We start from the raw sequence: 25,363 nt of genomic DNA on the forward strand, positions 1-25,363 counted from the left end.
AGCGGCCGCTGCGGGCCGCTGCCACCCGCCGAGCAGTTCCCACACCCACCGGTCGATGCTGTTGTAATCCTCAGCGGCCGCTGCGGGCCGCTGCCACGGCCCAGTCCTGGGCGGTGGTGCCGCCGTATTCGAGGTTGCGATCCTCAGCGGCCGCTGCGGGCCGCTGCCACCCGAGGTGCTCGACGTGGTTCACGAGGATCTCCATGTTGCGATCCTCAGCGGCCGCTGCGGGCCGCTGCCACGGGAGGGGAGGACGGTGCCTGGGGATGGTTAATAAGGTTGCGATCCTCAGCGGCCGCTGCGGGCCGCTGCCACGTTCGAGGGGGCGAGCGACATTCAGCGGTACTTGAAGTTGCGATCCTCAGCGGCCGCTGCGGGCCGCTGCCACCCCCGCCCGGGGGTACCACCGCTGACCAGCACACAGGTTGCGATCCTCAGCGGCCGCTGCGGGCCACTGCCACTTCTTCGGGCCGCCCGACGACGACCCCGAGCACGAGTTGCGATCCTCAGCGGCCGCTGCGGGCCGCTGCCACGCGTACCGCGCATTCCGCCCGAACCGCCACTGCCGAAGTTGCGATCCTCAGCGGCCGCTGCGGGCCGCTGCCACTTGTGCGACCGACCGGCCGACCGACCGACCGACGGTTGCGATCCTCAGCGGCCGCTGCGGGCCGCTGCCACTGGTGGAGGCCACCGGCTACTCCCTCAGCGGGGTGAAGTTGCGATCCTCAGCGGCCGCTGCGGGCCGCTGCCACCCCGGCCCGCCCGCGCGGCCCCCGCACCCGTCCCCGCAGTTGCGATCCTCAGCGGCCGCTGCGGGCCGCTGCCACTCCGACATGTCCTTCATGCCGTCCGCCAGGTGCTCGTTGCGATCCTCAGCGGCCGCTGCGGGCCGCTGCCACTGCGGGACCGGAGCTGCGGGCGGCCCCCGCCCCCGCCGTTGCGATCCTCAGCGGCCGCTGCGGGCCGCTGCCACAACCAGTTGATCGACGTCCGCGACTCGGCGTGCGCGTTGCGATCCTCAGCGGCCGCTGCGGGCCGCTGCCACGGCACCCTAGCCGCCGAAGCCCCTGAATACCGGGGGTTGCGATCCGCAGCGGCCGCTGCGGGCCGCTGCCACGGGGTGACCGCGCCGGAGCGGATGCGCCAGTGGATGTTGCGATCCTCAGCGGCCGCTGCGGGCCGCTGCCACGGTCTCTGAACAGCAAGAACATGCTTCCGCATTCGCATATACGTGAAGGAAAAACCCGACACTCAGGCAGCAACCCAGCCAAAGTCGCTTGGGAACCCGCCTGCTCTTTCGTGTGCACTACAGGTTCCTAAGCGTTCGAAAGACAGGGCGGCCTCCAGTATTGCACCATGCGGACTTGAGTTCCGTTGAGCGATTTACCAACGCAGCCGGGCGAAGGTAGGGCTGGCCGCCGGCTCCGCGTCCCCTTGTCTACAGCTTGGCGCTCCGCTCCGGAAGGAACCGGCGCCGAAGCATCGACCACCCAACGTCTCAATGCCCTGGCGCATGCGGTTTCGCCGCGTGGGAGACCTTCTACCTCGGCTCCAAAGGTCAGGAGCCAGGCTGGCATCGCGCAGTGTCTTGCGGTGTCTCCGGCTTCTCGGTGGCGGCCTTCGCGATGACACTCCGCGCCCAGCGGCGGGAGCGGCCGAAACGTTCGGCGAGTTTCCGCTCGGATAGGCGCCGCCCTTCCGCAATGCTCTTCCGGTAGGCGCGGACGGCCTGCTGGAACAGGTCCTCAGCCTCCGCACCGGAAGATGCGGGACGCGCTCCCGGGCCCGTGCGGATGAGCCACATCAGCATTTCGTAGCAGCCGACCAGGGCGACCGCCGGCCACGCCGCGACCACGGCGCCGACAGGGCCGAACTCCCAGCCGTGGGCGATGTTCGCCGCCAGGGTCGCGGTGATGCCCAGCCACAGCAGCACCCAGGCGAGCAGGGGCGGCGGCAGCCGGTTGCGCGCGGCGTCGAGGATGACCATTGATGAGGCGTAGACGAGGCCGTCGAGCGTCACGGGGATCATGTACGCGGCGAGTCCGTTCTCGCCGAAGGCCGTGACCACGGCGTAGGCGTGCCGGTAGGACACCACCGCCGCCACCCCGGCGACGACGAACACCACCGCCTTCGTCGTCTCCCGAATGATCCGGTCCGTCCTCGCCTGTCCCGGTCCCTCGACCACCCGGCCTCCGATCCACGGGGTCCCCGGCGCTGTGCGCCCTGCGCTTGGGGAAGCCCGGGGGCGCGGGAGCCGTGACAGGGGTCGACCGCGCCGGACGTCCGCGCGCCTTTGGTGGTCGTAGGCGCGTGGTGCGGGGTCAGTCGTCCAGTTCCCGGGCGGCCCACTGCTCGACGTCGTAGGCGTGGGCGGCTTGGACGTCTTCGGGGGTGGCGCCGAAGACGCCGGCCAGGGCGGTGGCGTCGCTGTGGCGGAGGCGGCGAACGCGGCCACACTCGATGGACTGATAGGTCGTGAGCTTGAGGTCGTCGGTGGGCAGCTTGGCGATGACGTCGCGCTGGGACAGGCCTGCCCGCGCCCGCAGCACGGCCATGCCCTGGGCCTTGGGGTCGATGAAGTCGGCCGGGGAACGTCCCAGGGCGGCGGCGAGAATGCCCAGCCGCTCGGCCGAGGGGGAGGCACCGCCGGGCATCTCGTAGCTGGTGAGCATCTGGCGCTTGAGCCCGGCGCGCCGGGCCAGGTCGGCCTTGGTCCACCCCTTCTTCTCGCGAGCCGCCTGCAGCGCCTGGGGAACGTATCCGACCGCGCCGACCTTGGCCATCGCGCTCCTGCCTTTCCTGTTGACCGCTCCCAGCCTGCCGCAACTCAAAGCCCGGCGCACTTGGGTCGGGCGTATGCGGGTGGCTCGGTCCCTCCCGCGTACGCAGGGCTCTCCCATGCCGCTGCCCCGTTCGGCGGGCACGGCCGTCCGCTCGATTCCCGCGTGAAGCGTTCGGAACGGGCCGGTGGTTCTACCCCCGACAGGCGCGGGCCGCGTCGCTTTCCGTAGCCGGTTCTCACCGGTTTCAGTTTGACCGGAGGTGAGCCCTCCGGAACCGCGCGTGCTCGGACGACTGTGCAGGCGGTCCACCCCCGCGTGCGCGGGGCTCTCCCGCTGTCGCCGGAGACTTCACCGCGCAGTTGCTTGAGCCGCTGCCGCCGGGGGTGCGCCAGGACCTGCGGCCCCATCAGCGGGCGGAGGCGCGTGCCGCCTTGGAGTGACTGCGCGTGCGCCGTCCGGAGCTGTAAGTCGACGCCGACGGCCCGGCTGCGCGCGGCCTGCTGGGCCCGTTCGGCACCGTTGAGGCGCGCCGCACGCCGATCTCGCCGTGGCGCTGGTTCGATGGGTGGCGACCCCGTGGTGTGCGGAGCGGGGCCCGCCCGCTCGGGGGCTGCCGCGCCTCCACGAGCCCGCAGCCTAAGACGGGCTCGGAACCGGCTTGCCCAGTGCCCGGTTGACCGCGGGGTCCCGGCCAGGGACGTAGGAAGGCATGGCACGGTAGCCGCGAGCGCGGTACAGGGCCAGGGCGGAATAGTTGGCAGAACCGGTCTCCAGGACCAGGCACCGTGCCCCCCGAGCGGCTGCGTCGGCTTCGAGGTGGTCGAGAATCCGAGCGCCCAGGGACATCCCGCGGGCCTCTGCATGGACGTACATGCGCTTGATCTCGGCGGTGTGAGGGCCGAGCCGGCGCCATCCGCCGCAGCCCACGGCGCGGCCGTGCACGAGGGCGAGGATGAAGAGCCCGTCCGGGGGGTCGAAGTAGTCGTCGGGGGTGGTGCGGGGGTCGTCGGCGAATCCGTAGGTTGCGAGCTGCTCGGTGTGGAGAGCGCTCGTGAGGCGGCGCGCATCGGGATGGCCGTAGGACACGGCGCTCAGCGCTACTGCGGTGGCCGGAAGCGGGCCGATGCGGAGGTGGGTCATGGTGCCGATAGTGCCTGGTCGAGCTGGCGCAGCGCATCCGCGCCCCCCGATGTGCGCAGGCGGGGGCCCGCATGGCGCCGGAGCTGGGCCAACAGGCCGCGGCATCGGATGGACTGCACGTCGCCGACGTGGTCGGCGAGGCGGAGCAGGGTGTGCACGGCGGCCTCGCCATCCCGGGAGTGCAGGTGGGCGCGGGCGAGGTGGATGCCGTGCAGCAGGGCCGAGCGCTGGTAGCCGGTGGCGGGGCCGTGGCTGGCGAGGGGGGCGAGCAGGTGCACCGCCTCGGCGAGCAGGCGCCGCGGCGAAGCGCTGTTGGCGGCGGCGAGGTCGACCAGCGCCTGGCCGGCCTCAGCGGCGACCTGCTCGGCCGTGAAGTAGTAGAGGTAGGGCGGGCCGTCGCCCTCGCGGCGCTGCTGGAGCAGGGCGCGGCACTGCTCGGAGGCGGCGCGGAAGGCGTCGATTTGGCCGGCGGCGGCGTGGGCGGTGGCCAGGCGGCCCAGGGCGCGTGCGCGCACCACCGGCAGGCTCCGGTGGGCGTGGTCGAGGGCGGCTTCTGCGAAGCGCAGCGCGGCAGCGGGGTTGCGGGTCGCGGCGTGCTGGTAGGCGAGCATGCCGAGGACGTTGGCGACGGCGTCGCGGTCCTCGGCGGCGCGGGCCAGGCGGATGGCGAGGAGCTGGTAGCGCTGGGCCGCTGCGGGCAGGCTGGCGTCGAAGGCCATCCAGCCGGCGAGTTGGGCGAGGCCGGCGGCGTTGCGCAGGAGCCGGGTGCCGATGGCGGGTGAGTAGCGGCTGTGGCGCAGCAGGTCCAGGACGCTGGCCAGAGCGGTGCGGACGTAGCGCTGGGACAGGGCGCCGCCGCCGGCGGTGTCGTCCAGGCGGCGCAGTTCTGCGAGGTGGTGCTCCAGCAAATCCATGAGCGGCGGGTGGACGTGGTCGCCCCTCGGGCCGGGCACCGGCGGATGGGGGGCCTGGCGGGTGGCGTCCCAGACGGCGGCGAACTCCAGATCAACGCGGAGTTCCCCGACCGCGCCGCATCAGAACACACCGGCATCGGCCATCTGGCTCCCGCCCTGGCGGGAAACCCGTGGTTCCTCATGCGCAAGGCCGGAGCGTGGCGGTGCCGCATCCGCCTGCCCGCCGGCCCCGGACAGCGGGCCACGACCCGCGCCGGGGTGGCCGCGCACCTGGACGAGCTCACCGCCGCCGGCCGCATCAGCAGGTGGACCCGCACCGTGTACGAACCCGAGACCCGCGCCTTCGGCGGCACGGCCGCCATGGAGGCCGCCCACACCCTCTTCTGCGCCGACACCCGCCACGCGCTGGCGTTCCTGTCCACCGACCGTGGAGCGGGCCGGCGGCGGGAAGTGTCGCTGCTGCTGTGCCACACCCTCATGCGCGCCGCCGGCCTGGACCACTACGAACAGGGCGACGTCTGGGACCGCGTGGCCGCCACCCGCCCCCGGCCCGCGGACGCACCGCAGCGGGAAAGGCTCCACCGCCAGATGCACCACCTGCTGAGCGTGGCCCCCGGCCCCGACGCCCCGCACTTCACCACCGGGGCCTTCGCCGGATTCGCCCCCTGGGCGCAGGCCTTCCACACCTGCGGGCGGGGCTTGGCCGACCTGCACGCCCGAGGACGCCTTGAGCGCGGGCTACGCGCCGTCCTGGCCCACCACGTCATGTTCCACTGGAACCGGCTCGGCCTTCCCACCTCCGACCAGGCCGTCCTCGCCCACACCGCCGCCCGCGCGATCTTCGACCCCCGAAACGGTGGAGCCGTGACCGAGGCATCCGCGCTTCCGCCCGCCCTCGGCTACATCCCCCTGGTGCCGCGCGCCCGCCCCCCGGCCCTACCGCTGGGGCGCCGGCTGGAGGAACTCCACCACCTCCTGCGCCTGGCCGAGACGGCCGACGACGACGAGGCTCTGCCCCGGCTCTGCGAGGTGATGAACAAGGCCGCCTTGATCGCCAGCGACACCGGGCACCCCGTCCTCGCCGAATCCCTGTGCTGGCGCCAGTACGACCTGTTCGCCGCGGCGGCCCCATTGACGGCTCGGGCCGCAACGTTCGCCGTGCAGCCCCTGGTGAACCTGGCGCGTCTGGACATCCGCGCCGGCCGCCCCAGCGAGGCCTACGCGATACTGAAGTCCCTGCTGGAGGCCGCCACCCACGGCTCTCTCGCACAGGTCAAGGGGCGCGCCTGTACGGTGGCAGGCCTGGTGGCCACCGCCGGCGAACGCGACGAGATCCGCCAGCACCTGTGGGCCATCCTGATCGCCGACGGCACCCGCGCCCTGCGCACAGCGGGGCGGTGGCACGACGTCGTGGACCACCTGCACCGCTACAAAGGCATCGGCCACCGCCTGCTCGACGGCCGCCAAGTCGCCATCCTCGCCGCCCTGCACCGCCACGACCCCGACACGGCGACAAACCTCCTGCAGACGACGGCGGTCTCCGAGGCGTGGGAGCACACCGTGGCCTCCTGCCTCGCCACCGCTGCCGCACACACGGCAGGACACGACCCGGCCCGCGCCATCACCGCCATGGCCGACGCCGTCCGACGGCTAGCCCCGACCCCGGGCGGAGCCTCCTTCACCGCCCGGGTCGGCACCGTGGCATGTGAGCTGGCACCGCACCACTGCGGCCTAGCCGAGCACGTGATCAATACCGCCATGGCCGGAGACGACGCCCACGGAGCCGTGCCGATCCTGGGTTCTGCGGTCGTCGGTCCGCTCCTGAGCCGTCGGCAGCACATCGCCCTGAGAGCGCGCGTGGAGCGCGCAGCCCTGACCGAAATCGACCCGCCCCCCACCCTGGCCGAAGACCTGGAGGCGGTGTGGACGTCGGCCAACGCACGCTGGAGGCCTCGCCTGGCCCGCCGCCGCGCCTGCGCCCGCCTCGATGACCCTGATGCGGCCATTGGTTAAGCGGTGACGGAGAGGCGGCACATCCGCGAAAACCGAGGCAGTCTCCATGACAGCGCGGCGGCGCACCGACGAGAATGGCACATGGCCTCCCCCTGGGCTCACCGCATCCGCAGCGCCCATCGCGCCCTCGGCGCCGACACCCCGCCCCCCGGGGAACGCGGACGCGAACCGGTGTCCTCCGACGTGCGCAGGACCACCGCCGACCTCATCCGCCTCGACGGGCTCTACGGCGGAGGAGCCGTCCTGCACCTGGCCGTCGGCGCCGCCAACCGTGCCGCGGAGACACCAGCACCCGACGGCGGGCCGCGCGAGCACATGTCCGCGGTCAGCGAGGCCGAGCAGGTCGCCGGGTGGGCGGCCTACGACGCCGACCGCCAGGACCTGTGCGCCCGCTTCACCGAGCGCGCCCTGCACACCGCCACCCTGGCCGGCGACCGCCCCGCCGAGCTGATGGCGCTGTCCCAGCTGGCCATGTGGGCAGTGCAGACCGAAGACGCGGCCTACGCGCGCCGAGTCAGCGACGACGCCCTCACCAACGCGCTGCCGCCCCGGGTGCGGGTGCTGTTCGAGGTGCGCCTGGCCCGCGCCCTGGCACTGCACGGCGAGCGCGCACGGGCGCTGACCGTGATGCGCCGGGCCCGCAGCCGCTTCGGGGAGGGCAGCTCCCACCGCGAACCCGCCTGGGCGTGGTGGGTCGACGACGCCGAACTCGGCTGGCACCACGGCATGATCCATGCCGGCCTGGGCGAGTGGGACCACGCCGCCGACCTGTTCGCCGCCTCGTGCGCACGGCGCCCCCCGGGGCGCGGCCGCTACAACGACGCCGCGCACCTGACGGCGGCTCTGGTGGTAACCCGGCGCTGGACGAAGGCCGAGCAGGTGGTGGCCGCCGAGGTCATCCCGGCCGCACCCGTCACCGCCTCACTGCGCACCCGCCACCTGCTGGACCGGATCACCGCCCGCGTCCCGGCGGCACCGCGCACCGACACCCTGCGCCAGATGCTGCAAGCCGCCGTGCGCGCGGCTCCGATCGGCCAGTGACGACGCCAGGTGTTCCGGCGCCTTCGGCGAGGACGGCGGAATGCGACGAATTTGTGGATTTAGGACGCCGCAGGGGGCGCGCGTCGCCAGAATGGGCGCATGTGGCGATGGAGCGGCGCGGCCGCCGCGGTGGTCCTGCTCTTCTGGACCGTGCTCTGGAGCGGCGAAGCACATCTTCTGCCCGCCTTCGCCTTGGTGGTGCTCGCCCTCGCCGCCCTGGGGTCGGTCCTCTTCCATGGGCGGCACCTGCCCCCTCCGGCATGCCGGCCTTCGGCCTCGGCGAGCAACATGCTGATCGGGGACAGCCACGGGACCACAGCCCAGATCGGTACGGTGCACGGCGACGTCACCGTGGGCACACTACCCGCAGCCGAGGTCCCGGTGTGGGTGCACCACGCCGTCGTCGCCGCTAAGGCCGATGCGCGGCGGTTGGGCGTGCACGCCGCGCGGCCAGCTCGCCACCACCACGGTCCAGGACTACGTCGCCGACCCCCTGGCGGACGGGCCGGCCACCGACCTGGTCACCGCCTCCTACGCCTACGACCCCGCCGGGCGCCTGGCCGGCGTGACCGACGCGATGGGGCGCACCGAGAGCTACACCTACTACGCCGACGGGCTCCTCGCCGAGGTGATCGCCGACGACGCCGTGCTCAACGGCGACTCCACCCCCCGCGACGTCGTCCTGGAGTCCCGCGCCTACGACGCCGCCGGCAACCTCACCCGCCTGGAGACCGGCGACCACACCCTGCGCACCGACTACACCTACGACCAGGCCGGGCGCCTGGTGTCGGAGACCGCCGACCCCGACGGCGAGGCGCGCACCACCCGCTACACCTACGACCGCGGCGACAACATCGTGGCCGAGGAGCACACACAGGCCGGTTCCGACCGGGTGGAGACCCTGACCTTCACCTACGACGACGCCGGCCACCTCACCTCCGAGAGCGTGGACAACGGCGGCGAGGCCCTCACCACGCGCTACCAGGTGGACGACCGCGGCCTGACCACCGCGGTCACCGACCCCCGCGGAACCTCCGACGGCGGCGACCCCGCCGCCTACACCACCACGCTGCGCTACGACGAACTCCGCCGCCTGGTCTCCGAACAGGGCCCACTGCTGTACAACGAGAGCCACGGCGCTCCCCTGGAGCAGAGCAGACCCACCACCCTCTACGGCTACGACGCCTTCGGCAACGCCACCCACGTGCGCGACCCTCAAGGCGAGGTGACCACCACCGAGTTCGACCGGTCCGGCCGCCCGGTCGCCGTGACCGCACCCGCCTACCGCAACCCCCTCACCGAGGACGAGATCCTGCCCCGGCAGGAGATGTCCTACGACGGCGCCGGGCGCCTGGCCGAGTCGACCGATACGCGCGGCGGCACCACCAGCTACACCTACGACGCCCTCGGCAACCTCGTCCAGCAGGTCCAGCCCCGGCTGAGCGGCGACTTCTTCGGCGGCGCGTGGACCTCCACCTACACCCCCAACGGGGAACTCCTGTCCTCCACCGACCCCACCGGGGCCCGCGTGGAGTACACCTACGACGACCTCGGCCGCCGGATCACCGAGACCGCGGTGGAACGGCAGCCCGTGGCCGCCGCCTACACGGTCCGCACCGACTACACACCAACCGGGTTGCCCGCCACCGTCACCCAGCCCGACGGTGCGGCCTCCACCATCGAATACAACCCCCTGGGCGAACCGACCACCCTCACCGACGCCCTCGGCAACACCAACACCATCGCCTACGACCTCGCCGGTCGGATGGTCGAGGAGCGCTCCCTGTCCCCCGAGGGCGACCTGATCCGCGAGCGCGCCTACGGCTACGACGCCGCCGGCAACCAGACCACCGCCACCTCCGCCGAAGGCGACACCGTCCAGCGCGTCTACGACGGCGCCGACCGGCTGCGCGCGCTCATCGAACCGGTCACCGGCACCGAGACCATCACCACGTCGTTCGGCTACGACACCGCACACCGCCCGACCCGGATGACCGACGGCCGCGGCAACACCACCCACACCACCTACAACACGCTCGGACTGCCGGAAAGCGTCATCGAACCCGCGACCGACGCCCACCCCGACCCCGCCGACCGGACCTGGACCACCGGCTACGACGCCGCCGGCAACCCGGTCGAGGAACTGCAACCCGGCGGGGTGCGCATCCAGCGGGCCTTCGACGCCCTCGGTCGGCTCACCGAGGAGGCGGGAACCGGGGCCGAGGCACCGACCGACGACCGCCGCTTCACCTACGACCTGATGGGCCGGCCGCTCACCGCCTCGGCCCCCGACGGCACGCACACCTACACCCACAACGACCGCGGCTCCCTGCTCACCTCCACCGACCCCAGCGGTTTCACCGCCACCTTCAGCTACGACGGCCGCGGACAGGTCACCGGGCGCAGCGACCTGACCGGGACCGTGGGATTCGACTACGACCCCACCGGGCAGCTTGCCGCCGCCACCGACCCCCTCACCGGCACCTCGCTGGCCTACGACTACGACCCCGCCGGGCGGCTGTCGGCCATCGACTACGCCGCCGACGGCACCCGAAGGACCTTCGACTACGACGGCCTCGGCCGCCTCACCGACGACCGGCTCCTCGCCCCCTCCGGCGAAGCCACCGCAACGACCGCCTACGCCTACGACCGGGAGGACCGGCTGGTCGAGGAGACCACCACCGGAGTCGTCGGCGCCGGAACCCACGCCTACACCTACGACGCCGCCGGACGCCTCACGAGCTGGACCGACCCCTCGGGCAGCAGCACCGGGTTCACCTACGACGCGGCGGGCAACCGCACCGGCGCCGGCGGCGACACCTTCACCTACGACGAACGCAACCGCCTGCTCAGCGGACCGGACGGAACCTCCACCTACACGCCACGCGGCACCCAGGCCACCCAGACCCGCGACGGCGCCACCACCCACCTCGCCTTCGACGCCTTCGACCAGCTCATCGACGACGGCACCGCCACCTACGCCTACGACGCGCTGGGCCGCCTGCGCAGCGACGACCGGCCCCAGCGCGGCACCCTCACCCACCACTACGCCGACACCACCAACAACCTCATCGCCACCTCCCGGGACGGCGCACCGGTCGGCACCTTCGGCCGCGACCCCTTCGGCAACGTCCTGTCCACCGACGACACCGCCGAGGACGCGACCGCGGCGGAGATGGCGCTCACCGACCAGCACACCGACGTCACCGCCGGATTCGACCCGCAGACCGGAGCCGTGACCCGGTCGGTCTCCTACGACCCGTTCGGCGACGTCATCGACGGCGAACCCACCGGGCTCGGCTACCAGAGCGCCTGGACCGACCCCGACAGCGGCCGGGTCAACATGCACGCCCGCTGGTACGACCCCGCTGCCGGGCGGTTCACCTCCCGCGACACCCTCACCCTCACCCCCGACCCCTCCGTCCAGGCCAACCGCTACGTCTACGGCAACGCCGACCCGCTCGGCTTCATCGACCCCGACGGGCACGCGGGATGCCGCATCGTCGACGACAGCGGACGCCGCAAGGGATGCGGCAGCAAGACCGCGAACCGGGGCGGCGGCAAGCGCCCCTCACCACCACCACGGACGTCGGGCGGAACGAGCTGGAACCCCGGCACGCCCAGCGGGTACGGCGGAGGCGGGTACTCCTACGGCGGCGGCAGCGGCAGGGGCAGCGGGGGGTACACCAGTCGGGGCCCCTCCGCCCCGCCCAAGCCGGCGCCGCCCAAGCCCGACCCGCGCAAGCAGGAGATCATCGACCAGGTCTTCCACCCCTCGCCGCGACCGCCGATGGCACCGGGCATCTCCGACACCGCCTTCCAGGACCACCGCGCCCAGGCGGAGTCCACGGCCCCCGTCACCGACCTCACCCCCGACCTCAGCGACATCGCGGAGCTGATGCAGGAGCTCCAGCTCGGCTTCGACCCCTCCGACGTCAAGCCCCCAGTGATCCGTGAACCCTTGATCGACCTGGACGACCTGGCGAACCTCGGCGCCGGCATCCTCGACGCGAGCATCGGGATGTGCCCGGTGTGCATGGGCACCGAGTGGGCCATCGAGCAGCTCACCGGCATCGGCCGCGACGAACGCAACGAGATCGCCGGAGTCGACGAAGGGTCCGGCTGGTACCAGGGCGGCTACTGGGGCGCCACCATCATCTCCTTCTTCGTCCCCGGCGGAGGCGCCGTCTCGGCCGGAGCACGCGCCGGCCAAGCCGGGCTGCGCGGCGCGGCGAACACCGGCCGAGGGCAGGGACTGCTGACCGGAGCCGCCACCCGGGGGTGCAACAGCTTCGTCCCCGGAACCGACGTGGTGATGGCCGACGGCACCACCGCCGACATCGAGGACATCGACCTGGGCGAGGAGGTCCTGGCCACCGACCCCGAAACCGGCGAGACGGGACCCCAACCCGTCCTCGCCACCATCACCGGCCACGGCACCAAGAACCTCGTCGAGATCACCCTTGACCCCGACGCCACCCGCGGCGACGACGGACGCGGCGACGACAGCGGAGCGCGCGACGCCGGCGGGACCGACACCGGGGGCGAGGACGGCGGCCCGCAGCACCAGGACACGATCACCGCAACCGACGAGCACCCCTTCTGGGTCCCCGACCGCCGCGAATGGGTCAACGCCGAAGACCTCCACCCCGGCACCTGGCTGCGCACCTCATCCGGCACCTGGATCCAAGTCGCATCCACCCAGACCCGCACCGCCGAGAACCAGCGAGTCCACAACCTCACCATCGCCGGCCCGCACACGTACTATGTGTCGGCAGGCGCCACGCCCCTACTAACGCATAACTGCGTTGAAGCGGGCGGTTTTCTCTATCGCGGAATCCCCATGGGGCACCCTGCGTATGATGACGCCCTTCAGGGGCGCGCAGTTCCTCGAGGAGGCCATTCCGACCCTGGTAGCCATGCGGGAGGTAATACCAGAAGCGTTTTCACCTCCTGGACTCACGACTATGAAGATGTAGCCCTTGATGCCGCCGAAGAACTCGGCCCGGGTGGCATCGTTCTGAGGCTCCCAAGGCCTAACATCCCAAGAGAAGTCGACATTCGGATCCATGGCACGGACTTCGAGGTCTACGAGGAAATGGAGCACTTGCTCCGAGGACCAATAGGAGGAGCCGAAATCAGCATCAACAGAGGACCATGGTCCTTTCCTTAAATTAAGGATTCCACACAGGACAGCCCGACGACATCCACACGAGAGGTTTTATTAGACCTGCCTAGGAGAATGATATTTTGGATCGCCTGGCACTCGCCGAGCTATTGAAATCCGATAGAAGGGCGTTTCTCTTATGTGGGACGGCGCTGTCCGGCGGCGCCGACTTCAAGATATGGAACGATCCGATACCGACGCGGGAGCTCGGATCGATATATTCCCGTCGCATGCGAATGATGCATCGAAAAGGCCAGATTACGATCGGCGCGACCGAGGCGATCGCCGATCTTGAGGCGTGCCCTGAAACGGAATTGATGATCGGGCGCGTCGACGACCGCCCCAACAGCGGATACATCTTCCAGATCTTCCTGACGCCGAGCTTGGACAAGGTGGTTTCATGCCTGGCAGTCCAGCCCCCACCGACAGATACGTTGGAACCCGCATAATCCAGAGCGGCCGGTCGAACGTCCGCAGCATCCCCAAGTGAAGGCGGTTCATCCTTATTCAGGCAAGCGAAGTGCAAACGCCGTGAGACCTCAGATCAAATAGAGGCGCGATCCGCGGCCACCGTTCTGCAGGTGATCGCCACTCAAATCAGGCATCGTTGCGCGAAGGCGGCTATTGCCGGATGCTAACCCGGTGCACCGCCGCGTGCGCGGGGCTCTCGAAGCCCTCGCCCCGCCGCACGCCAAGCTGGGCGGTCCACTCCCGCGTGCGCGGGGCTCTCTCCCGGCGAGACTCGATGTCGCGGCCGATCACCGGTCCACCCCCGCGTGCGCGGAGCTCTCGAGTGGGTCGACCCCGACTCCCAGAAGAGGACCGGTCCACCCCCGCGTGCGCGGGGCTCTCACCTCGTCCGGCGTCATCTCCGCGACGGGCTTCGGTCCACCCCCGCGTGCGCGGGGCTCTCCCGCCGTGGAGTGTGGTGGCGTGCAGCCCGCACGGTCCACCCCCGCGTGCGCGGGGCTCTCGTGGAGGGGTTCGACGCCGAGGTTTTCGACCCCGGTCCACCCCCGCGTGCGCGGGGCTCTCGTCGACGTCCTCCCCGATCTCGGAATCCGCCTCGGTCCACCCCCGCGTGCGCGGGGCTCTCCGGCCCGGGTCGGGGACGCTGCGCGAAGACGACGGTCCACCCCCGCGTGCGCGGGGCTCTCGAAGTGGTGGCCTGGCTCGGCCCCCAGGTCGGCGGTCCACCCCCGCGTGCGCGGGGCTCTCCACGCCATGTTGGCGATGCGGAAGTCCAAGGACGGTCCACCCCCGCGTGCGCGGGGCTCTCAGCGATTCACCTGCGGCGATGCGGGGCGTTACCAGTTCGCGACCTTCGGATAAGGCGTGTCACCATCCCTCCGGGATCGCCATTAGCGGCCCTGATCCGTCGAGGGGGTCGGTGAGTGGATTGAACTGCACCAGCCTCAGCCCCTCCCAGTCCACTACCTCCCGTCTCCGCTCTCCGGCCGTGCGCATTTCGAAGCCCTGCTCGTTGTCGGCCGGGTGCAGACACACCGCTGCTCCTTCACCCACCGAGGCGCTGACCGCGCTCCAGAGTTCGTCGCGGACTCGGGCGCTCATCGTTCCCACGTAGACCCCCGCCGCCGGCTCGACCATCCAGCGCGACAGCGCTCCCCGTACGTGGTCGGGCACCGCCGTCGTCGTGATGACGACCATGGACCCCATGGTCAGCCGCCTTCCTCGGGAGCTTCCGGCGCCGGCACGGCCGCGCCGCTGTCGCCACCGCTGCCACCGCTGCCACCGCCACCGTCGCCGTAGTTGACCCCGCCGCCGACGCTGCCCGTGCCGTCGGGGTCCCACAGTTCGACGACCCGCCACCGCGTGTCCGCCTCCTCCTGCTCCTCGGCCTCCTCCGGGGAGAGCAGGTACTGGATGTCGCGGACCATCCTGGGGATCATCCGGTACAGCCGGTACTGGCTGCGCAGCCGGTGGCGGGCGTCGCGCTCGGGGAAGTCCGAGGCGTGCAGGGAGAATGCGAGCGGCACGGTGGTCTCCGCCTTGTACAGGTCGGCCACGTCGTAGACGAACGAGTGCTGCTTGCCGTGGTGGACGAAGCCCAGCGCGGGCGAGCACCCCAGGTGCGCGATGACGCTGTGCACCACGCCGTACAGGGCGGCGTTCGCCGCCCCGTATGCCTTGTTGACCGGGTTCTGGCTGTCCCACTCCCCCGGGTCGTAGTTGCGCTTGAACGGCTTGAGCTTGTACGTGGCGCTGAGGTTCCGGTAGAGCCGCTGCATCCGGTTGCCCTCCAGGCGCCGGAGCTGGCCGACCGGCGCCCCGGGCGGGGGCGTCTCCTCGAATCGCATCTCGTACATCGCCCGCGCGACCTCGAGGCGGCGCCCCTCGTCGTGGTAGGCGGCGACCTGCCGCTCCAGCCAAAGCGTCGACTTCTCGCTCGGCTGCCAGGCCCCGTAGTGGAGGATGCCGCCGGAGCCTGATGTGGCGACGGTGGTGCCGTGGCGCAGCAGCGTCGCGAGGGCGGGCTGGGTGATGGAGGTCCCCGGCCCCAGGAGCAGGCAGCCCAGCGAGGCCGTGGGCAGGTAGACGCGCTGGACGCGGCCGGCGTCGGTCTCGGTCTCGGCGCACACCCCGGTGTCGGTCTGGACGATGCGGACGATGTCGGCGAAGAGGAAGGAGAGGTTGTCCGAGACGCGCGGCAGCATGGCCAGGGTGGGCCGGGCCAGGGCGGTGCGGGCGCTGTCGGTGCCCATCGGTGTCACTCCCCCGGTGCGAGGCTGAGCAGCCCCAGGCCGAACGCCTTGCCGCGGCCGATTCCCTGCGTCAGCGCCTCCCGTGCGGCGTCGGCGTCGGCGATCGTGATGAGGCCGTCGAAGCGCATCGCGGGCAGGCGGACGGAGCGGCGGGGGTCGGTGGCGTCGTCGGCGTCGCCGGCGTTGACGCTGTGCAGGGTCAGGCCGTGCTCGGCGGCCTTGCGGTGCCACCACTCTTCGGCGGCGGCTCCGCGCAGGGCGGTGGTGTGCGCCGTGGAGGAGAGCCGTTCGCCGCTGCGGGTGAGCAGGTCCCGGGGCTTGTCCGTCTTGCCGAGCCGTTTCACGGGTGCGGCGACGATGCGGTAGCGCAGGTGGCGCCCGTTGCGCAGGACGTCGAGGACGGCGGTGATGTCGCGGGTCGCCTCCAGGGTGTAGCCGGTGCCCAGTGCGGTGCCGTCGAGGGGGACCCTGCTTTGGACGATGAGGGTCCGTCCGGTGCGGGTGTGCTCGTCGCGGAAGAGCAGCCCGGCGGCCTGCCGCGGGCCTTCGTGGGCCTGGTGCGGGAGGGTGCCGACGGCCTTCATGAGCATGCGGTGGTGGTCGCCGGCGCTGGCGCGGGCGGCCCGTCTGTCGGTGGGGTCGATTCGGATGCGGTGCAGCAGCAGGGTCACCGGTGTCCCTCCTTGACGTACCGGATGAGTGCCCGGCGGTAGCGGGCGGCCGTCGTGTGGCGCAGGTCGCCGGGCAGGGGTTCGGGGCGGATGAGCACGTCGCGGGCGGTGAAGGACCGTTCGATTCCGGCGCCGGGTCCCGCGGGCATCGGCACGTCGTTGAGGGTGGCGCGGGTCTGGTCGGCGGAGCCGAGGGGTGCTCCGGGGTCCGCGGTCTCGTGGACGAAGTCCACGCGGGGGTACGGCCGGTCCGTCGGCGGCAGGGGGACGTGCGTGCGCAGTTCGGCGAGCGGGTCGTCCACGTCGCGGCGCAGCAGCAGCGGCTGGTCGGGGACGAAGGCCCGGCGCCCGAGGTAGGGCTGCCAGTGGGGCGCCTCTAAGGCGTGGGCGGTGGCGGTGAGGACCTCCTCCGGTCCGCGGACGGCGACGGTGAACACGGCGCCGGCGAGGTAGGAGCGCCACGTCTGCACGGTGGCCGTCATGCGGGGCCGGCGCTTGCCCTCGGCGGTGGGGACCGTGCGTTTGGCGGGCAGGCCGCCGCCGACCGTCTGGTAGTCGACCTCGCGGGCGCCGGGGCGGTCGATGCGGACGGTGAACACCACGTCCTGGTAGTCGCTGAGGTCGCCGCCCCGGGGGATGCCGCGTGCCGCCGCGATGAGGCCGATGAGCCCGGAGCGGGTCGGATGGCGCAGGGTGTCGCGGTGGCCGAAGGCGCTGTGCTCGCCCCAGCTCTGCATGGGGCCGGCGAGGCGCAGCAGCAGTGCGCTCACTGGGCGGACTCGCCGGGGCCGACCGGGACGGCCCGCTGCAGGGCCTCCTCGATGAGGGCGGCGTAGGAGCCGGTGTCGGGTCCGAGGGCGGGCAGTTCCTTGTCCAGGCGCAGTCCGGCGTGGCCCTGGTAGGCGACGGCGTCGGGCCACCAGACCGCGGCGAGGTCGCGGGCGTAGTCGTCGAGGCGCTGCCGGGCGGCGGCGAGGTGGCCGAGCGTTCCGGCGACGGGCTCCTCGAACGCGGTGGCGTAGGAGACGGGGCGGTCGCGGCGCACCGCGATGTGGACGAGGTCGGGGACGGTCACCGCCGCGGTCGCGGTCTGCTTGCCGGAGGGGACGGTGTCGAGGAAGGCGCGCAGGAAGTGGGCGGCGAGGTCGGCGGCCTGGGCGGTGTCGTCCCCGGAGTTGGCCACGAGCTGGGCGAGGTTGAGGTTGGCGTAGCGGTAGAACGTGCCGGCGGAGAACATGCCCTCGTTCATGTGGCCGCTGCCGCGGTCGCCTTTGCCGAGGAGGTCGTCGACGGCGGTGAAGAAGTCGATGTCGACGTTGGTGGGGTGGACGGTGAAGGCGTGGGCGAACTGGACGGCGCCGTCGACCTCGGTCTCGGGCAGTTCGGCGAGCATCCGGCCGAAGAGGCGGACCGAGGCGTTGCGGGAGTTGAGGATCGCCACGACCCGGGCGGTCGGCAGGACGGCTTCGGGCTTCTTCTTGCCGACCTGTGCGGCGATGCCGTCGGCGTGCTCGGCGGCGAGGTCGGCGAGTTGGGCGATGGCCTGGCGGGGCAGGTAGAGCAGGACGGAGGTGTCGGGCGGCAGCGGCTCGCCGACGCGGTCCTTCTTGGCCGGTCCGAGGCTGATGTCCTTTCCGGCGGAGCGCACGACCTGCTTGCCGGCCTCGACGGCGAGCGCGGGCTCCCAGCCGGCGGCCTGGAGGTGGTCGGCGACCGCCGAGACCAGGCGTCGGGTGCGCACGGCGGGGTCCGCCAGGCGCTGCTCGACGCGGCGGCGCACCTCGCGCTTCCAGCTCTGGCTGGATATGCGGGTGCGTTCGGCTCCGCCGAGCACGAGGGTCTTGGGAGAGCCGAGGTCGTCGCGGTTGACGTTGGAGTAGGGCAGGGTCTGGAGGGCGTGGACGTCGATGTAGGCGGCGTGGGTCATGGTGGTCTGCTTTCGTCGAAGAGGTCGAGCGAGGTGCACCGCGGGCCCGGATGCAGGCGCGGTGGTGCGGCAGCGGGTCGGCGGCCGGTCACTCCCCGGGCGCGGGGGCGTCGTTCTGTTCGCGGCGCTGCCGGCCCTGCTCGATGGAGACGGTCCGGTAGTAGCCGTCGAGCCACTGCTTCGCGACGCGGTTGCGCCCCTGGGGCCCGCCCTCGCCCCACAGCGCGAGGTCGCAGGCCAGGCGCGCCCAGTCGACGCTGATGCGGTCGGAGCGCAGGAAGCGCACGACGCGGGGCAGGTGGCGGTGCAGCCCGTCGAGGTCCTGCCGGCACAGCAGATGCAGGCGCTTCTCCTGGGGGGCGTCGCGATGCGGTGCGGTGTCGCCGGATGCGGTGTCGTCGGTGTCGGGCGGATCGGTCCGGTGCGCGCGGCGGGCGCGGGCTCCTTCCACGGCGGAGCGGCCCAGGGCGCTGCCGAGGTCGAAACCCGGTGCCCGTTCCGGCGCCGGCGTGCGGGCGGTGGCGACGGCCCCCTCGGGTTGAACATCGTCGCCCGGTCCGGGCGGGACCGAGGTGCCGGTGTCGTCACCGGAGAGGAGGTCGGGTTCGTCGTCGGCCGCGGCTTCGTCGCGGGCGCTGCGCGGTTGTGCGGCGATCAGCGCGGCGACGGCGTAGAACGCCCGCTCCACGGCCTCGCGGCGGTGGTGCGGGAGGTCGCGCAGATGGGGTGCCAGCACCCGGCGGGCGGCGGGGCGGATCGCCGTGTCCTCGGGGTGGCGGCCCAGCGAGCGGCGCAGCGCCGAGCGTTCGCCGGGCCGGTGCTCCACGCTCTTGTGCACGGCGGCAACGAATCTGCCCGCGCGTGCCCGCAGGTCGTCGGTCGGTGTGGTCATGCCGCTCCCTCCCCGCTGGCCGCGGGTCCGTGGTTCCAGTTTTTGAACAGCGCGCCGCGGTGGCGGGCTACGGCGCGGGCCACGCGGGGGCGGTGCCGGTAGCCGTCGGTGGTGGCGGTGTAGGCGTCCACCGCCAGGTGGATGAAGCCGTTGCCGGGCTCGCGGGGGTCCTCGTCGAGGACGAGCCGCCAGAAGAGGTCTTCGGCGCGGGGCCAGTAGTGGTCGGCCGCGGCCTGCGACCACGGGGACCGGTCGCCGCGCTTGACCTCGCCGCCCAGCCCGCTGTCCTTCCAGGCCCGCACGATCTGGCGCTCCAGGCGCCATCCGGCGTCCTCGGCCGCCTCGGTGGCCTCTCTGATGGCGCGCCGGGTGCGTCCGGCGCGCTCGTCGTCGTCGGCGCTCTCGTGCAGCCACCGCAGGACGCGGGGGGTGGTGGCGGTGAACCACTGCTTGTCGCGGGTCTGGCCGTCCTGGTCGAAGCCGTAGGCGCGGGCCCGCATCGCGTGCGTGACGTCGGCCGGGAGTCCGTGGCGCAGGTGCCGGTGCAGCCGCGGCATGCGCGTGGCCCGGCCGCGGTGCTGCCCGTCCTGCAGGATCGCGGAGACGTCGCGCCAGACGGCGCGCCGGGCGTCGGCCCGCTCCGGGGCGACGGTGCCGTCGGCGCGTTCGCCGTGGATCTGGTAAGGGTCCTCGGGCGGGCTCCAGGTCTCGCGGAGCCGGGGGGTGATGCGGGCGCCCCAGGTCACGGTGGCGTCGACCGCGAGGGCGCCGTCGGCCGAGGGCCGCAGCAGGACGGCGTGGCGGAACTGCCCGGTGAGGCGGCCAGCGAGGCCGGTCGCCAGCGGGGGCAGGGTGGGGTCGGGGAGGCCGTCGCGCTCCCAGGGGGCGGGGCCGTCCTCGTCCTCCTCGACGAAGGGGACGTTCAGCAGCAGGCTCTCGTAGAGGGTGCGGCCCAAGGGGTGGAACGACAGGGCGCCCCGCAGCGGGCCGGCGGCGGTGTCGCCCGCCGACACCTGTCCGGCGGTGCGCGCGGTACACCGCCCCGAGGGGCCGTAGTAGAGGGTCGCGATGAGGTGGTGGGCGGCGTCGGCCGAGGGCACGGGGATGGGCCGCAGGTCGTGGGTGTGGCGCAGCCACACCTGGGTGTTGCCGGCGGGGCGGCCCCAGCACAGCTTGTTGATGCCCGACCTCTTGGCGCACTGGGCGTCGGCGCCGTGCAGGCGGGGGTCCTGCAGCCAGGGGCGGTCGCCGTAGAGGTCGAAGCGGTCGGGGTGGCGGACGTCGAAGTAGGCGCGGACCTCAGCGGGGTCGAAGCGGCCCTCCTCCAGCTCGGCGGCCCGAGCCTGGGCCCAGTCGGAAAACTCGGTCCAGGTGTCCAGGCCGGTGAGGCGCGCGGTGATCAGCGCGAGGATGCGCCACAGCCCCGCAGAGGCCGGCGGGAGGGCGAGTTCGACGTCGGCGAGATCGTGTGCGTTGAGGAACAGGTCTTTCAGTCCCACGGGGACCGCCGCTCCCCCGTTGCTGGGGCGGGCGGGGATCCAGGGTTCGGTACGCAGGTCGAATGAGGGCAACGAGGCTTCATCCCTCCCATAGGGGGTGCACGGGAAGTGGGGCGCGGAGAACACGCGCGGGCATCGGGGTCAGCGGCGGGCGCCGATGCGGTTCTGGATCAGGCCGCGCTCCTTATCTAGCAACCAGGTGTGGCCGCCGAGGACGGCTTCGCTCCACTGGCCGGACTCGGCCAACGGCTGGCGGATCAGAATGATCCGCCGTAACGACGCCTGTTCCCGCCATGCCGGAGGCACCGCTGTCTCCGCGCGGCTCAACTCGCGAAACCAGGGGCCGCCGCGGACGGGGATCGTCAGCTCCATGACCCGCTTGGCCTCCGCCGGGTCGAGCCGGCCGCCGCGCCCGGGTTCGGCGCCGGGCAGCGGCCGGGTGCGCTCGGGGTCGCTCCACAGGCGGCCGTGCTCGTCCTCGAAGCAGCACAGGACGCGCACGGACTGCGCGCCCAGCCGTGTGGCGACGGCCTCGTCGGACAGCTCGTTCAGCGTCATCTCGACGAGGTCGGCCTGCTGGGCGAGTTGGCGCGGGCTCGGGACCACGGCGGTGTTGGCCTGCGCCTGCTGGGCCATGACCTCCCCGATGCGCTCGTACTCGCGTCGGACGTTGCGGGCGAGTTCGGGGTCGTCGTGGACGCGTTCGACGAGGTCTTGGACATCTCCGGGGATGTGCACGTCGTCGCCGTGCTTGCGCAGCAGGCGGTGGGTGCGTTCCAGCAGGGAGGGTGCGTGGATCGCGGCCCAGGGGGTGGGGACGGCGTCGGCGTCGGGGTCGGCGGGGACGAGCACGGCGACCCGGGGGCGGGTGCGGCCGCGCCGGTCGATGACGCCGAGGTGCTCGTGGCGCCAGCACCGGCCGGCGCGCTGGAGCAGCAGCGCCATCGGCGCCAGGTCGGTGATCATGAGGTCGAGGTCGATGTCGAGGCTCTGCTCGATGATCGCGGTGGCGACCAGCACCGAGGAGCGCGGCCGCTCGCCGAACCGGGCGCCGTCCTTGCCGAACCGGTGCAGCACGGTCGCGGTGATCGCGTCGCGCTGCCATTGGGGGAAGCGGGCGTGGAGCAGGTGCAGTTCGGGCCGCTCGGCCGGGCCGTTGTCGGCGGCGGCGATGAGGCGCCGGACGATGTCGTAGGTCTCCTGCGCCTCCCTGACGGTGGTGCAGACGACGGCGGCGGTGCCGCCGTCGTCCATCACGGGTGCCAGCAGGCGGGCCAGAACGGCCTCGCGGTCGGCGGTGAGCACGGGGCGGCGCGACCGGGCGGAGCCGTCGGCCTCCTGCTTCCGTACGGGCACGGTCTCCAGCGTGAGGGCGAGCGGTTCGCGCTTCGTGGCGCGGATCGGGGCCGGGTTTGTAGCGACGCGCACTCCGCCGTCGGCGGCACTCACGTGGACCCACCCGGGATACGACAGCCGTTCGATCACCGGTGGCGCGGTACCCCGGCGGCGGGGCCGGCGCAGGACGCCGGCGCCTTCGAGGTAGGCGCGGGCATAGGCGTCGGCCACCGAGCGGTGCAGGGTCGCCGAGAGCAGCACGACCGGCGTCCCGAAGTAGCCCAGCCAGCACAGCAGCCGCTCCAGCTCCCGCTGCATGTACGGGTCGACGGCGTGCGCCTCGTCCACGACCACCGTCTTGCCGACCAGGCCGAGCATGCGGAGCGCGTTGAAGCGGCTGGGCAGCACCGCCATGAGGGCCTGGTCGAAGGTACCGACGCCCCACGACGCCACCAGGCCGCGCAGCGTCCCGTACAGCCACTCGGTCGGCGAGAACGCGGTGGCGGGGTGGGTGGTCAGCACCTCGGAGGAAGGGGCCGGCGTCGGCGGGGCCGCGTCCTGGTCGAGCCACGCCATCGAGTGCAGGCGCAGTAACGGGCGCGGCTGGTCGGCGCGCCGCTGGACGTAGTCGCGGATGCGGCCGTGCATGCTGTCGGCGGTGGCCGTGGTCGGCAGCAGGAACACGCGGCCGGGACGGCCGGCGGCCGCGCCCATGTGGTCGGCGGCGAAGATGCCGGTCTCGGTCTTGCCCTCGCCGGTGGGCGCGGTGACGATGAGCATGCCCGGCCCTTGGGCCAGGGCGGGCAGGTGTTCGGCGACGGACGCCTGGAGCGGGAAGGGATCGCTGATGGCGGGGAAGGACTCCCGGAACGTGGCGGCGGGTACGTGCAGCGGTTCGAGCCCGGCGTCGGCGACCAGTGCGTCCGCTTGCGGGCGCACGCCGTCGAAGTAGGCGGCGAGGTCGGCGGAGGAGCCGGATGCCGGAAGGTGCTTCAGCTGACCGAGCAGGAAGCGCTCCTGGCTGACGAGCCAGTCGGCGAGCACGATGAGCCCGGTGATGAGGACCGCCGCGGGCGCGTCCAGCGTCGGAGGGACGGGCGGCTCGCCGAGGACCGCACGGAAGGCCCGCAGGTGCGCGACGCGCTGGGCGTCCCACGCGTCCTCGCTGAACCCGAACTCGACGCGGGCGTTGTAGCGCGCGTCGGGCCGCTCGGGGTAGCGGCCGTGGTGCCCGCCCAGGAGTTGGGCGACGAGCGAGGTCCGGTGGTCGTCGAGATCACTCGTGGGCGGGTACCCGAGTCCGGGTAGGGATGCCCCGAGCCACTGGCATCCCACCAGTGCGTGTCCCTGGGGCATTCCGCCCCCTGCGGCGGGAAAACCGGGCAGGAGAGGACGGGACAGCCGCTGGGTTTGGAAATAGGGGTCAATCTTCCCAATGTCATGCAGAGAACCCAGATATGCCACAATTCGCGCAGCCGTGTCCGCATCAGTACCCAACCGGGCCGCCAGAAGATCACGGACACCGGGGGCCGCATAGTTCTCCCAAAGCGCCAGACACGCTGCGGCGACATCAATCCCGTGGCACACCAACGGGTACACCGCCCCACCGAGACCGCGCTCCTTGGCACCGATGCGGAGATCGGGATGGTTGTGGTTCATGCGAGCCTTCCATCCACGGCATAAGCCGAACACAGGACCCAGGAACAGTATCCGCACTCACCGACATTCGGACGGAAATTCTCCATGGGACAGCTGGACACCCTCGTGCCAGGCGCAGCGATAGCCTGATCATCTCCGCCGACGCGGAGGTGGACCGGATGCAGGCGGCTGAGCCGTCCAACCGATCAACCACGCCCCACGAACGTGGGAGCAGCCGGTTGCCGCCGACCACAACGGCGGCAACCGGCATAAGCGGGAAAGTCCGATTAGATAACCATAAAAGCCAAGATCACCAGAGCACCCATGCACGCTCCAACGAACCAGAAAAATACATCACGAACTCCCAGCTCTCCTGCGTTCATGCATTCCTCCCAGCGCCAGACATCGGTTCATGGTTCGCCCGCGAGATGCGAGCGCGCTCGCATCATCCCCTAACGAAGGATGCTGGCGGTTGAGACGTTAAAAAGCTGGCGTGTCTCTCTCGGATCCGAAGGGGACCACAGATCCTTTCCCGCGTGCGCGGGGCTCTCCATCTCCTGGGCCAGCTCGGCGCGGGCCTGGGCGGTCCACTCCCGCGTGCGCGGGGCTCTCGTCGGCGAGATCGCCACCGCCGGCACCGGCGTCGGTCCACTCCCGCGTGCGCGGGGCTCTCCCGACCTCGCCCGTCGGCCTGCCGTTCGACCCCGGTCCACTCCCGCGTGCGCGGGGCTCTCGGCCGGCGGTAGTCGACCCGGACGCCCGGCACCGGTCCACTCCCGCGTGCGCGGGGCTCTCGGTCGGCCGGCCTTGATCCAGGACAGCGCCTGCGGTCCACTCCCGCGTGCGCGGGGCTCTCCGGCGGGGGCGCGCGGGCCGGGCCTCCTGCGGCGGTCCACTCCCGCGTGCGCGGGGCTCTCGACCATGGTGTCCGCCTCGTCATGTGCGGGGTCGGTCCACTCCCGCGTGCGCGGGGCTCTCGCCGTAGGACTCGCGGACGATCGGCCGGCCACCGGTCCACTCCCGCGTGCGCGGGGCTCTCCACCGACGTATCGCAGATACCTGCGCTCTGTGCGGTCCACTCCCGCGTGCGCGGGGCTCTCGACGGTGCGCGGCGGGCGGCGGCGGGTCACCAGGTCCACTCCCGCGTGCGCGGGGCTCTCTGGTCGATGACCTGGCACGCCGCCGCCGCCGTCGGTCCACTCCCGCGTGCGCGGGGCTCTCTCCGCGAGGTGGCGCACCGGGTCGAAGACGAACGGTCCACTCCCGCGTGCGCGGGGCTCTCACATGGACCAGGCGTGGCACATCGGGTGGATGCGGTCCACTCCCGCGTGCGCGGGGCTCTCGGACAGGACGGCTCACAGCACGGAAGCCAGAGCGGTCCACTCCCGCGTGCGCGGGGCTCTCATGGCGGCGCGGAGGGCCTCGGCCCGGCCGGACGGTCCACTCCCGCGTGCGCGGGGCTCTCGCTCTCCAAAACGAGCTGGGGCAGTCGCCGGCCGGTCCACTCCCGCGTGCGCGGGGCTCTCTGCGATGACACTCCGCAGCTGCACGGTCAAACCGGTCCACTCCCGCGTGCGCGGGGCTCTCGCCGGGCAAGGCGCGGTAGGCGAATGAAGCACC

Annotated in this window: 16 protein-coding genes and 3 CRISPR repeat arrays; of the genes, 4 read left to right on the top strand and 12 right to left on the bottom strand. The window is 72.3% G+C overall.

The window, feature by feature from the left end:
* The first annotated feature begins 60 nt into the window (after positions 1-60).
* A CRISPR array of direct repeats spans positions 61-1,189; the repeat unit is 37 nt; unit sequence GTTGCGATCCTCAGCGGCCGCTGCGGGCCGCTGCCAC.
* A 369-nt stretch (positions 1,190-1,558) separates the two neighbouring features.
* From NT8_RS15455 to NT8_RS15470, 4 genes are all read right to left on the bottom strand, one after another.
* Entirely contained in the window at positions 1,559-2,185 is a 627-nt protein-coding gene (locus NT8_RS15455; protein ID WP_245646198.1) for a DUF2637 domain-containing protein, read from the bottom strand.
* A gap of 136 nt (positions 2,186-2,321) precedes the next feature.
* On the bottom strand, positions 2,322-2,783 hold the full coding sequence (locus NT8_RS15460) for a helix-turn-helix domain-containing protein (protein ID WP_067969768.1): 462 nt from the start codon (positions 2,781-2,783) through the stop codon (positions 2,322-2,324).
* A gap of 636 nt (positions 2,784-3,419) precedes the next feature.
* Positions 3,420-3,923, bottom strand: coding sequence for a GNAT family N-acetyltransferase (locus NT8_RS15465; RefSeq protein ID WP_067969771.1), 504 nt, complete (start codon positions 3,921-3,923; stop codon positions 3,420-3,422).
* Entirely contained in the window at positions 3,920-4,837 is a 918-nt protein-coding gene (locus NT8_RS15470; RefSeq protein WP_157515842.1) for a hypothetical protein, read from the bottom strand. Before NT8_RS15470 ends, NT8_RS15465 begins: the two co-directional genes overlap by 4 nt.
* On the opposite strand from NT8_RS15470, the gene NT8_RS29360 reads away from it, so the two are divergent.
* The 4 genes from NT8_RS29360 to NT8_RS29365 all read left to right on the top strand — a co-directional run bounded on the left by NT8_RS29360 (position 4,820) and on the right by NT8_RS29365 (position 13,507).
* Positions 4,820-6,850 (top strand): thiopeptide-type bacteriocin biosynthesis protein, encoded by a 2,031-nt coding sequence (locus tag NT8_RS29360; protein ID WP_245646199.1) that lies wholly within the window; start codon positions 4,820-4,822, stop codon positions 6,848-6,850. The two genes, NT8_RS15470 and NT8_RS29360, sit on opposite strands and share 18 nt — an antisense overlap.
* 81 nt (positions 6,851-6,931) lie before the next feature.
* Positions 6,932-7,891: a hypothetical protein gene (locus NT8_RS15480; protein WP_067969777.1), complete on the top strand. Its 960-nt coding sequence runs from the start codon at positions 6,932-6,934 to the stop codon at positions 7,889-7,891.
* Between the two features lie 418 nt (positions 7,892-8,309).
* Complete coding sequence (locus tag NT8_RS15485; RefSeq protein WP_067969781.1) at positions 8,310-13,064, top strand: RHS repeat-associated core domain-containing protein; 4,755 nt, start codon at positions 8,310-8,312, stop codon at positions 13,062-13,064.
* 77 nt (positions 13,065-13,141) lie between these two features.
* Entirely contained in the window at positions 13,142-13,507 is a 366-nt protein-coding gene (locus NT8_RS29365) for a hypothetical protein (RefSeq protein ID WP_157515843.1), read from the top strand.
* 191 nt (positions 13,508-13,698) lie between these two features.
* Positions 13,699-14,337: a CRISPR direct-repeat array (repeat unit 29 nt; unit sequence CGGTCCACCCCCGCGTGCGCGGGGCTCTC).
* 59 nt (positions 14,338-14,396) lie between these two features.
* Here the strand turns inward: NT8_RS29365 and cas2e are convergent.
* The 8 genes from cas2e to NT8_RS15530 form a co-directional block, all read right to left on the bottom strand.
* Positions 14,397-14,726, bottom strand: coding sequence for a type I-E CRISPR-associated endoribonuclease Cas2e (cas2e, locus tag NT8_RS15495; RefSeq protein ID WP_245646200.1), 330 nt, complete (start codon positions 14,724-14,726; stop codon positions 14,397-14,399).
* Between the two features lie 11 nt (positions 14,727-14,737).
* Complete coding sequence (gene cas1e, locus NT8_RS15500; RefSeq protein WP_084468976.1) at positions 14,738-15,781, bottom strand: type I-E CRISPR-associated endonuclease Cas1e; 1,044 nt, start codon at positions 15,779-15,781, stop codon at positions 14,738-14,740.
* A gap of 5 nt (positions 15,782-15,786) precedes the next feature.
* Complete coding sequence (cas6e, locus tag NT8_RS15505) at positions 15,787-16,452, bottom strand: type I-E CRISPR-associated protein Cas6/Cse3/CasE (protein ID WP_067969792.1); 666 nt, start codon at positions 16,450-16,452, stop codon at positions 15,787-15,789.
* A complete protein-coding gene (gene cas5e / locus NT8_RS15510; protein WP_084468977.1) occupies positions 16,449-17,222 on the bottom strand; it encodes a type I-E CRISPR-associated protein Cas5/CasD in 774 nt (257 codons plus the stop codon). Before cas5e ends, cas6e begins: the two co-directional genes overlap by 4 nt.
* Positions 17,219-18,379, bottom strand: coding sequence for a type I-E CRISPR-associated protein Cas7/Cse4/CasC (gene cas7e / locus NT8_RS15515; RefSeq protein ID WP_067969795.1), 1,161 nt, complete (start codon positions 18,377-18,379; stop codon positions 17,219-17,221). The genes cas5e and cas7e overlap by 4 nt, the downstream gene beginning before the upstream one ends.
* A gap of 88 nt (positions 18,380-18,467) precedes the next feature.
* Positions 18,468-19,271, bottom strand: coding sequence for a type I-E CRISPR-associated protein Cse2/CasB (gene casB, locus NT8_RS15520; protein WP_067969798.1), 804 nt, complete (start codon positions 19,269-19,271; stop codon positions 18,468-18,470).
* The gene (gene casA, locus NT8_RS15525) at positions 19,268-20,896 is read right to left on the bottom strand and encodes a type I-E CRISPR-associated protein Cse1/CasA (RefSeq protein WP_084468978.1); all 1,629 of its coding nucleotides are present in this window, start codon (positions 20,894-20,896) and stop codon (positions 19,268-19,270) included. The genes casB and casA overlap by 4 nt, the downstream gene beginning before the upstream one ends.
* A gap of 15 nt (positions 20,897-20,911) precedes the next feature.
* A complete protein-coding gene (locus NT8_RS15530; protein ID WP_084468979.1) occupies positions 20,912-23,764 on the bottom strand; it encodes a CRISPR-associated endonuclease Cas3'' in 2,853 nt (950 codons plus the stop codon).
* Between the two features lie 501 nt (positions 23,765-24,265).
* A CRISPR array of direct repeats spans positions 24,266-25,330; the repeat unit is 29 nt; unit sequence CGGTCCACTCCCGCGTGCGCGGGGCTCTC.
* Positions 25,331-25,363: the final 33 nt, after the last annotated feature.

It is taken from the genome of Nocardiopsis trehalosi NBRC 14201, from assembly GCF_001552555.1.
GTDB lineage: Bacteria > Actinomycetota > Actinomycetes > Streptosporangiales > Streptosporangiaceae > Nocardiopsis_B > Nocardiopsis_B trehalosi.

Coding starts and splice junctions, on each gene's coding strand:
- NT8_RS15480 (WP_067969777.1), top strand. CDS start 6,932: ATGGCCTCCCCCTGGGCTCACCGCATCCGCAGCGCCCATCGCGCCCTC.
- cas7e (WP_067969795.1), bottom strand. CDS start 18,379: ATGACCCACGCCGCCTACATCGACGTCCACGCCCTCCAGACCCTGCCC.
- cas1e (WP_084468976.1), bottom strand. CDS start 15,781: ATGGGCACCGACAGCGCCCGCACCGCCCTGGCCCGGCCCACCCTGGCC.
- NT8_RS15470 (WP_157515842.1), bottom strand. CDS start 4,837: ATGGATTTGCTGGAGCACCACCTCGCAGAACTGCGCCGCCTGGACGAC.
- casB (WP_067969798.1), bottom strand. CDS start 19,271: ATGACCACACCGACCGACGACCTGCGGGCACGCGCGGGCAGATTCGTT.
- NT8_RS15530 (WP_084468979.1), bottom strand. CDS start 23,764: ATGAACCACAACCATCCCGATCTCCGCATCGGTGCCAAGGAGCGCGGT.
- NT8_RS15485 (WP_067969781.1), top strand. CDS start 8,310: ATGCGCGGCGGTTGGGCGTGCACGCCGCGCGGCCAGCTCGCCACCACC.
- cas2e (WP_245646200.1), bottom strand. CDS start 14,726: ATGGTCGTCATCACGACGACGGCGGTGCCCGACCACGTACGGGGAGCG.
- NT8_RS15465 (WP_067969771.1), bottom strand. CDS start 3,923: ATGACCCACCTCCGCATCGGCCCGCTTCCGGCCACCGCAGTAGCGCTG.
- NT8_RS15460 (WP_067969768.1), bottom strand. CDS start 2,783: ATGGCCAAGGTCGGCGCGGTCGGATACGTTCCCCAGGCGCTGCAGGCG.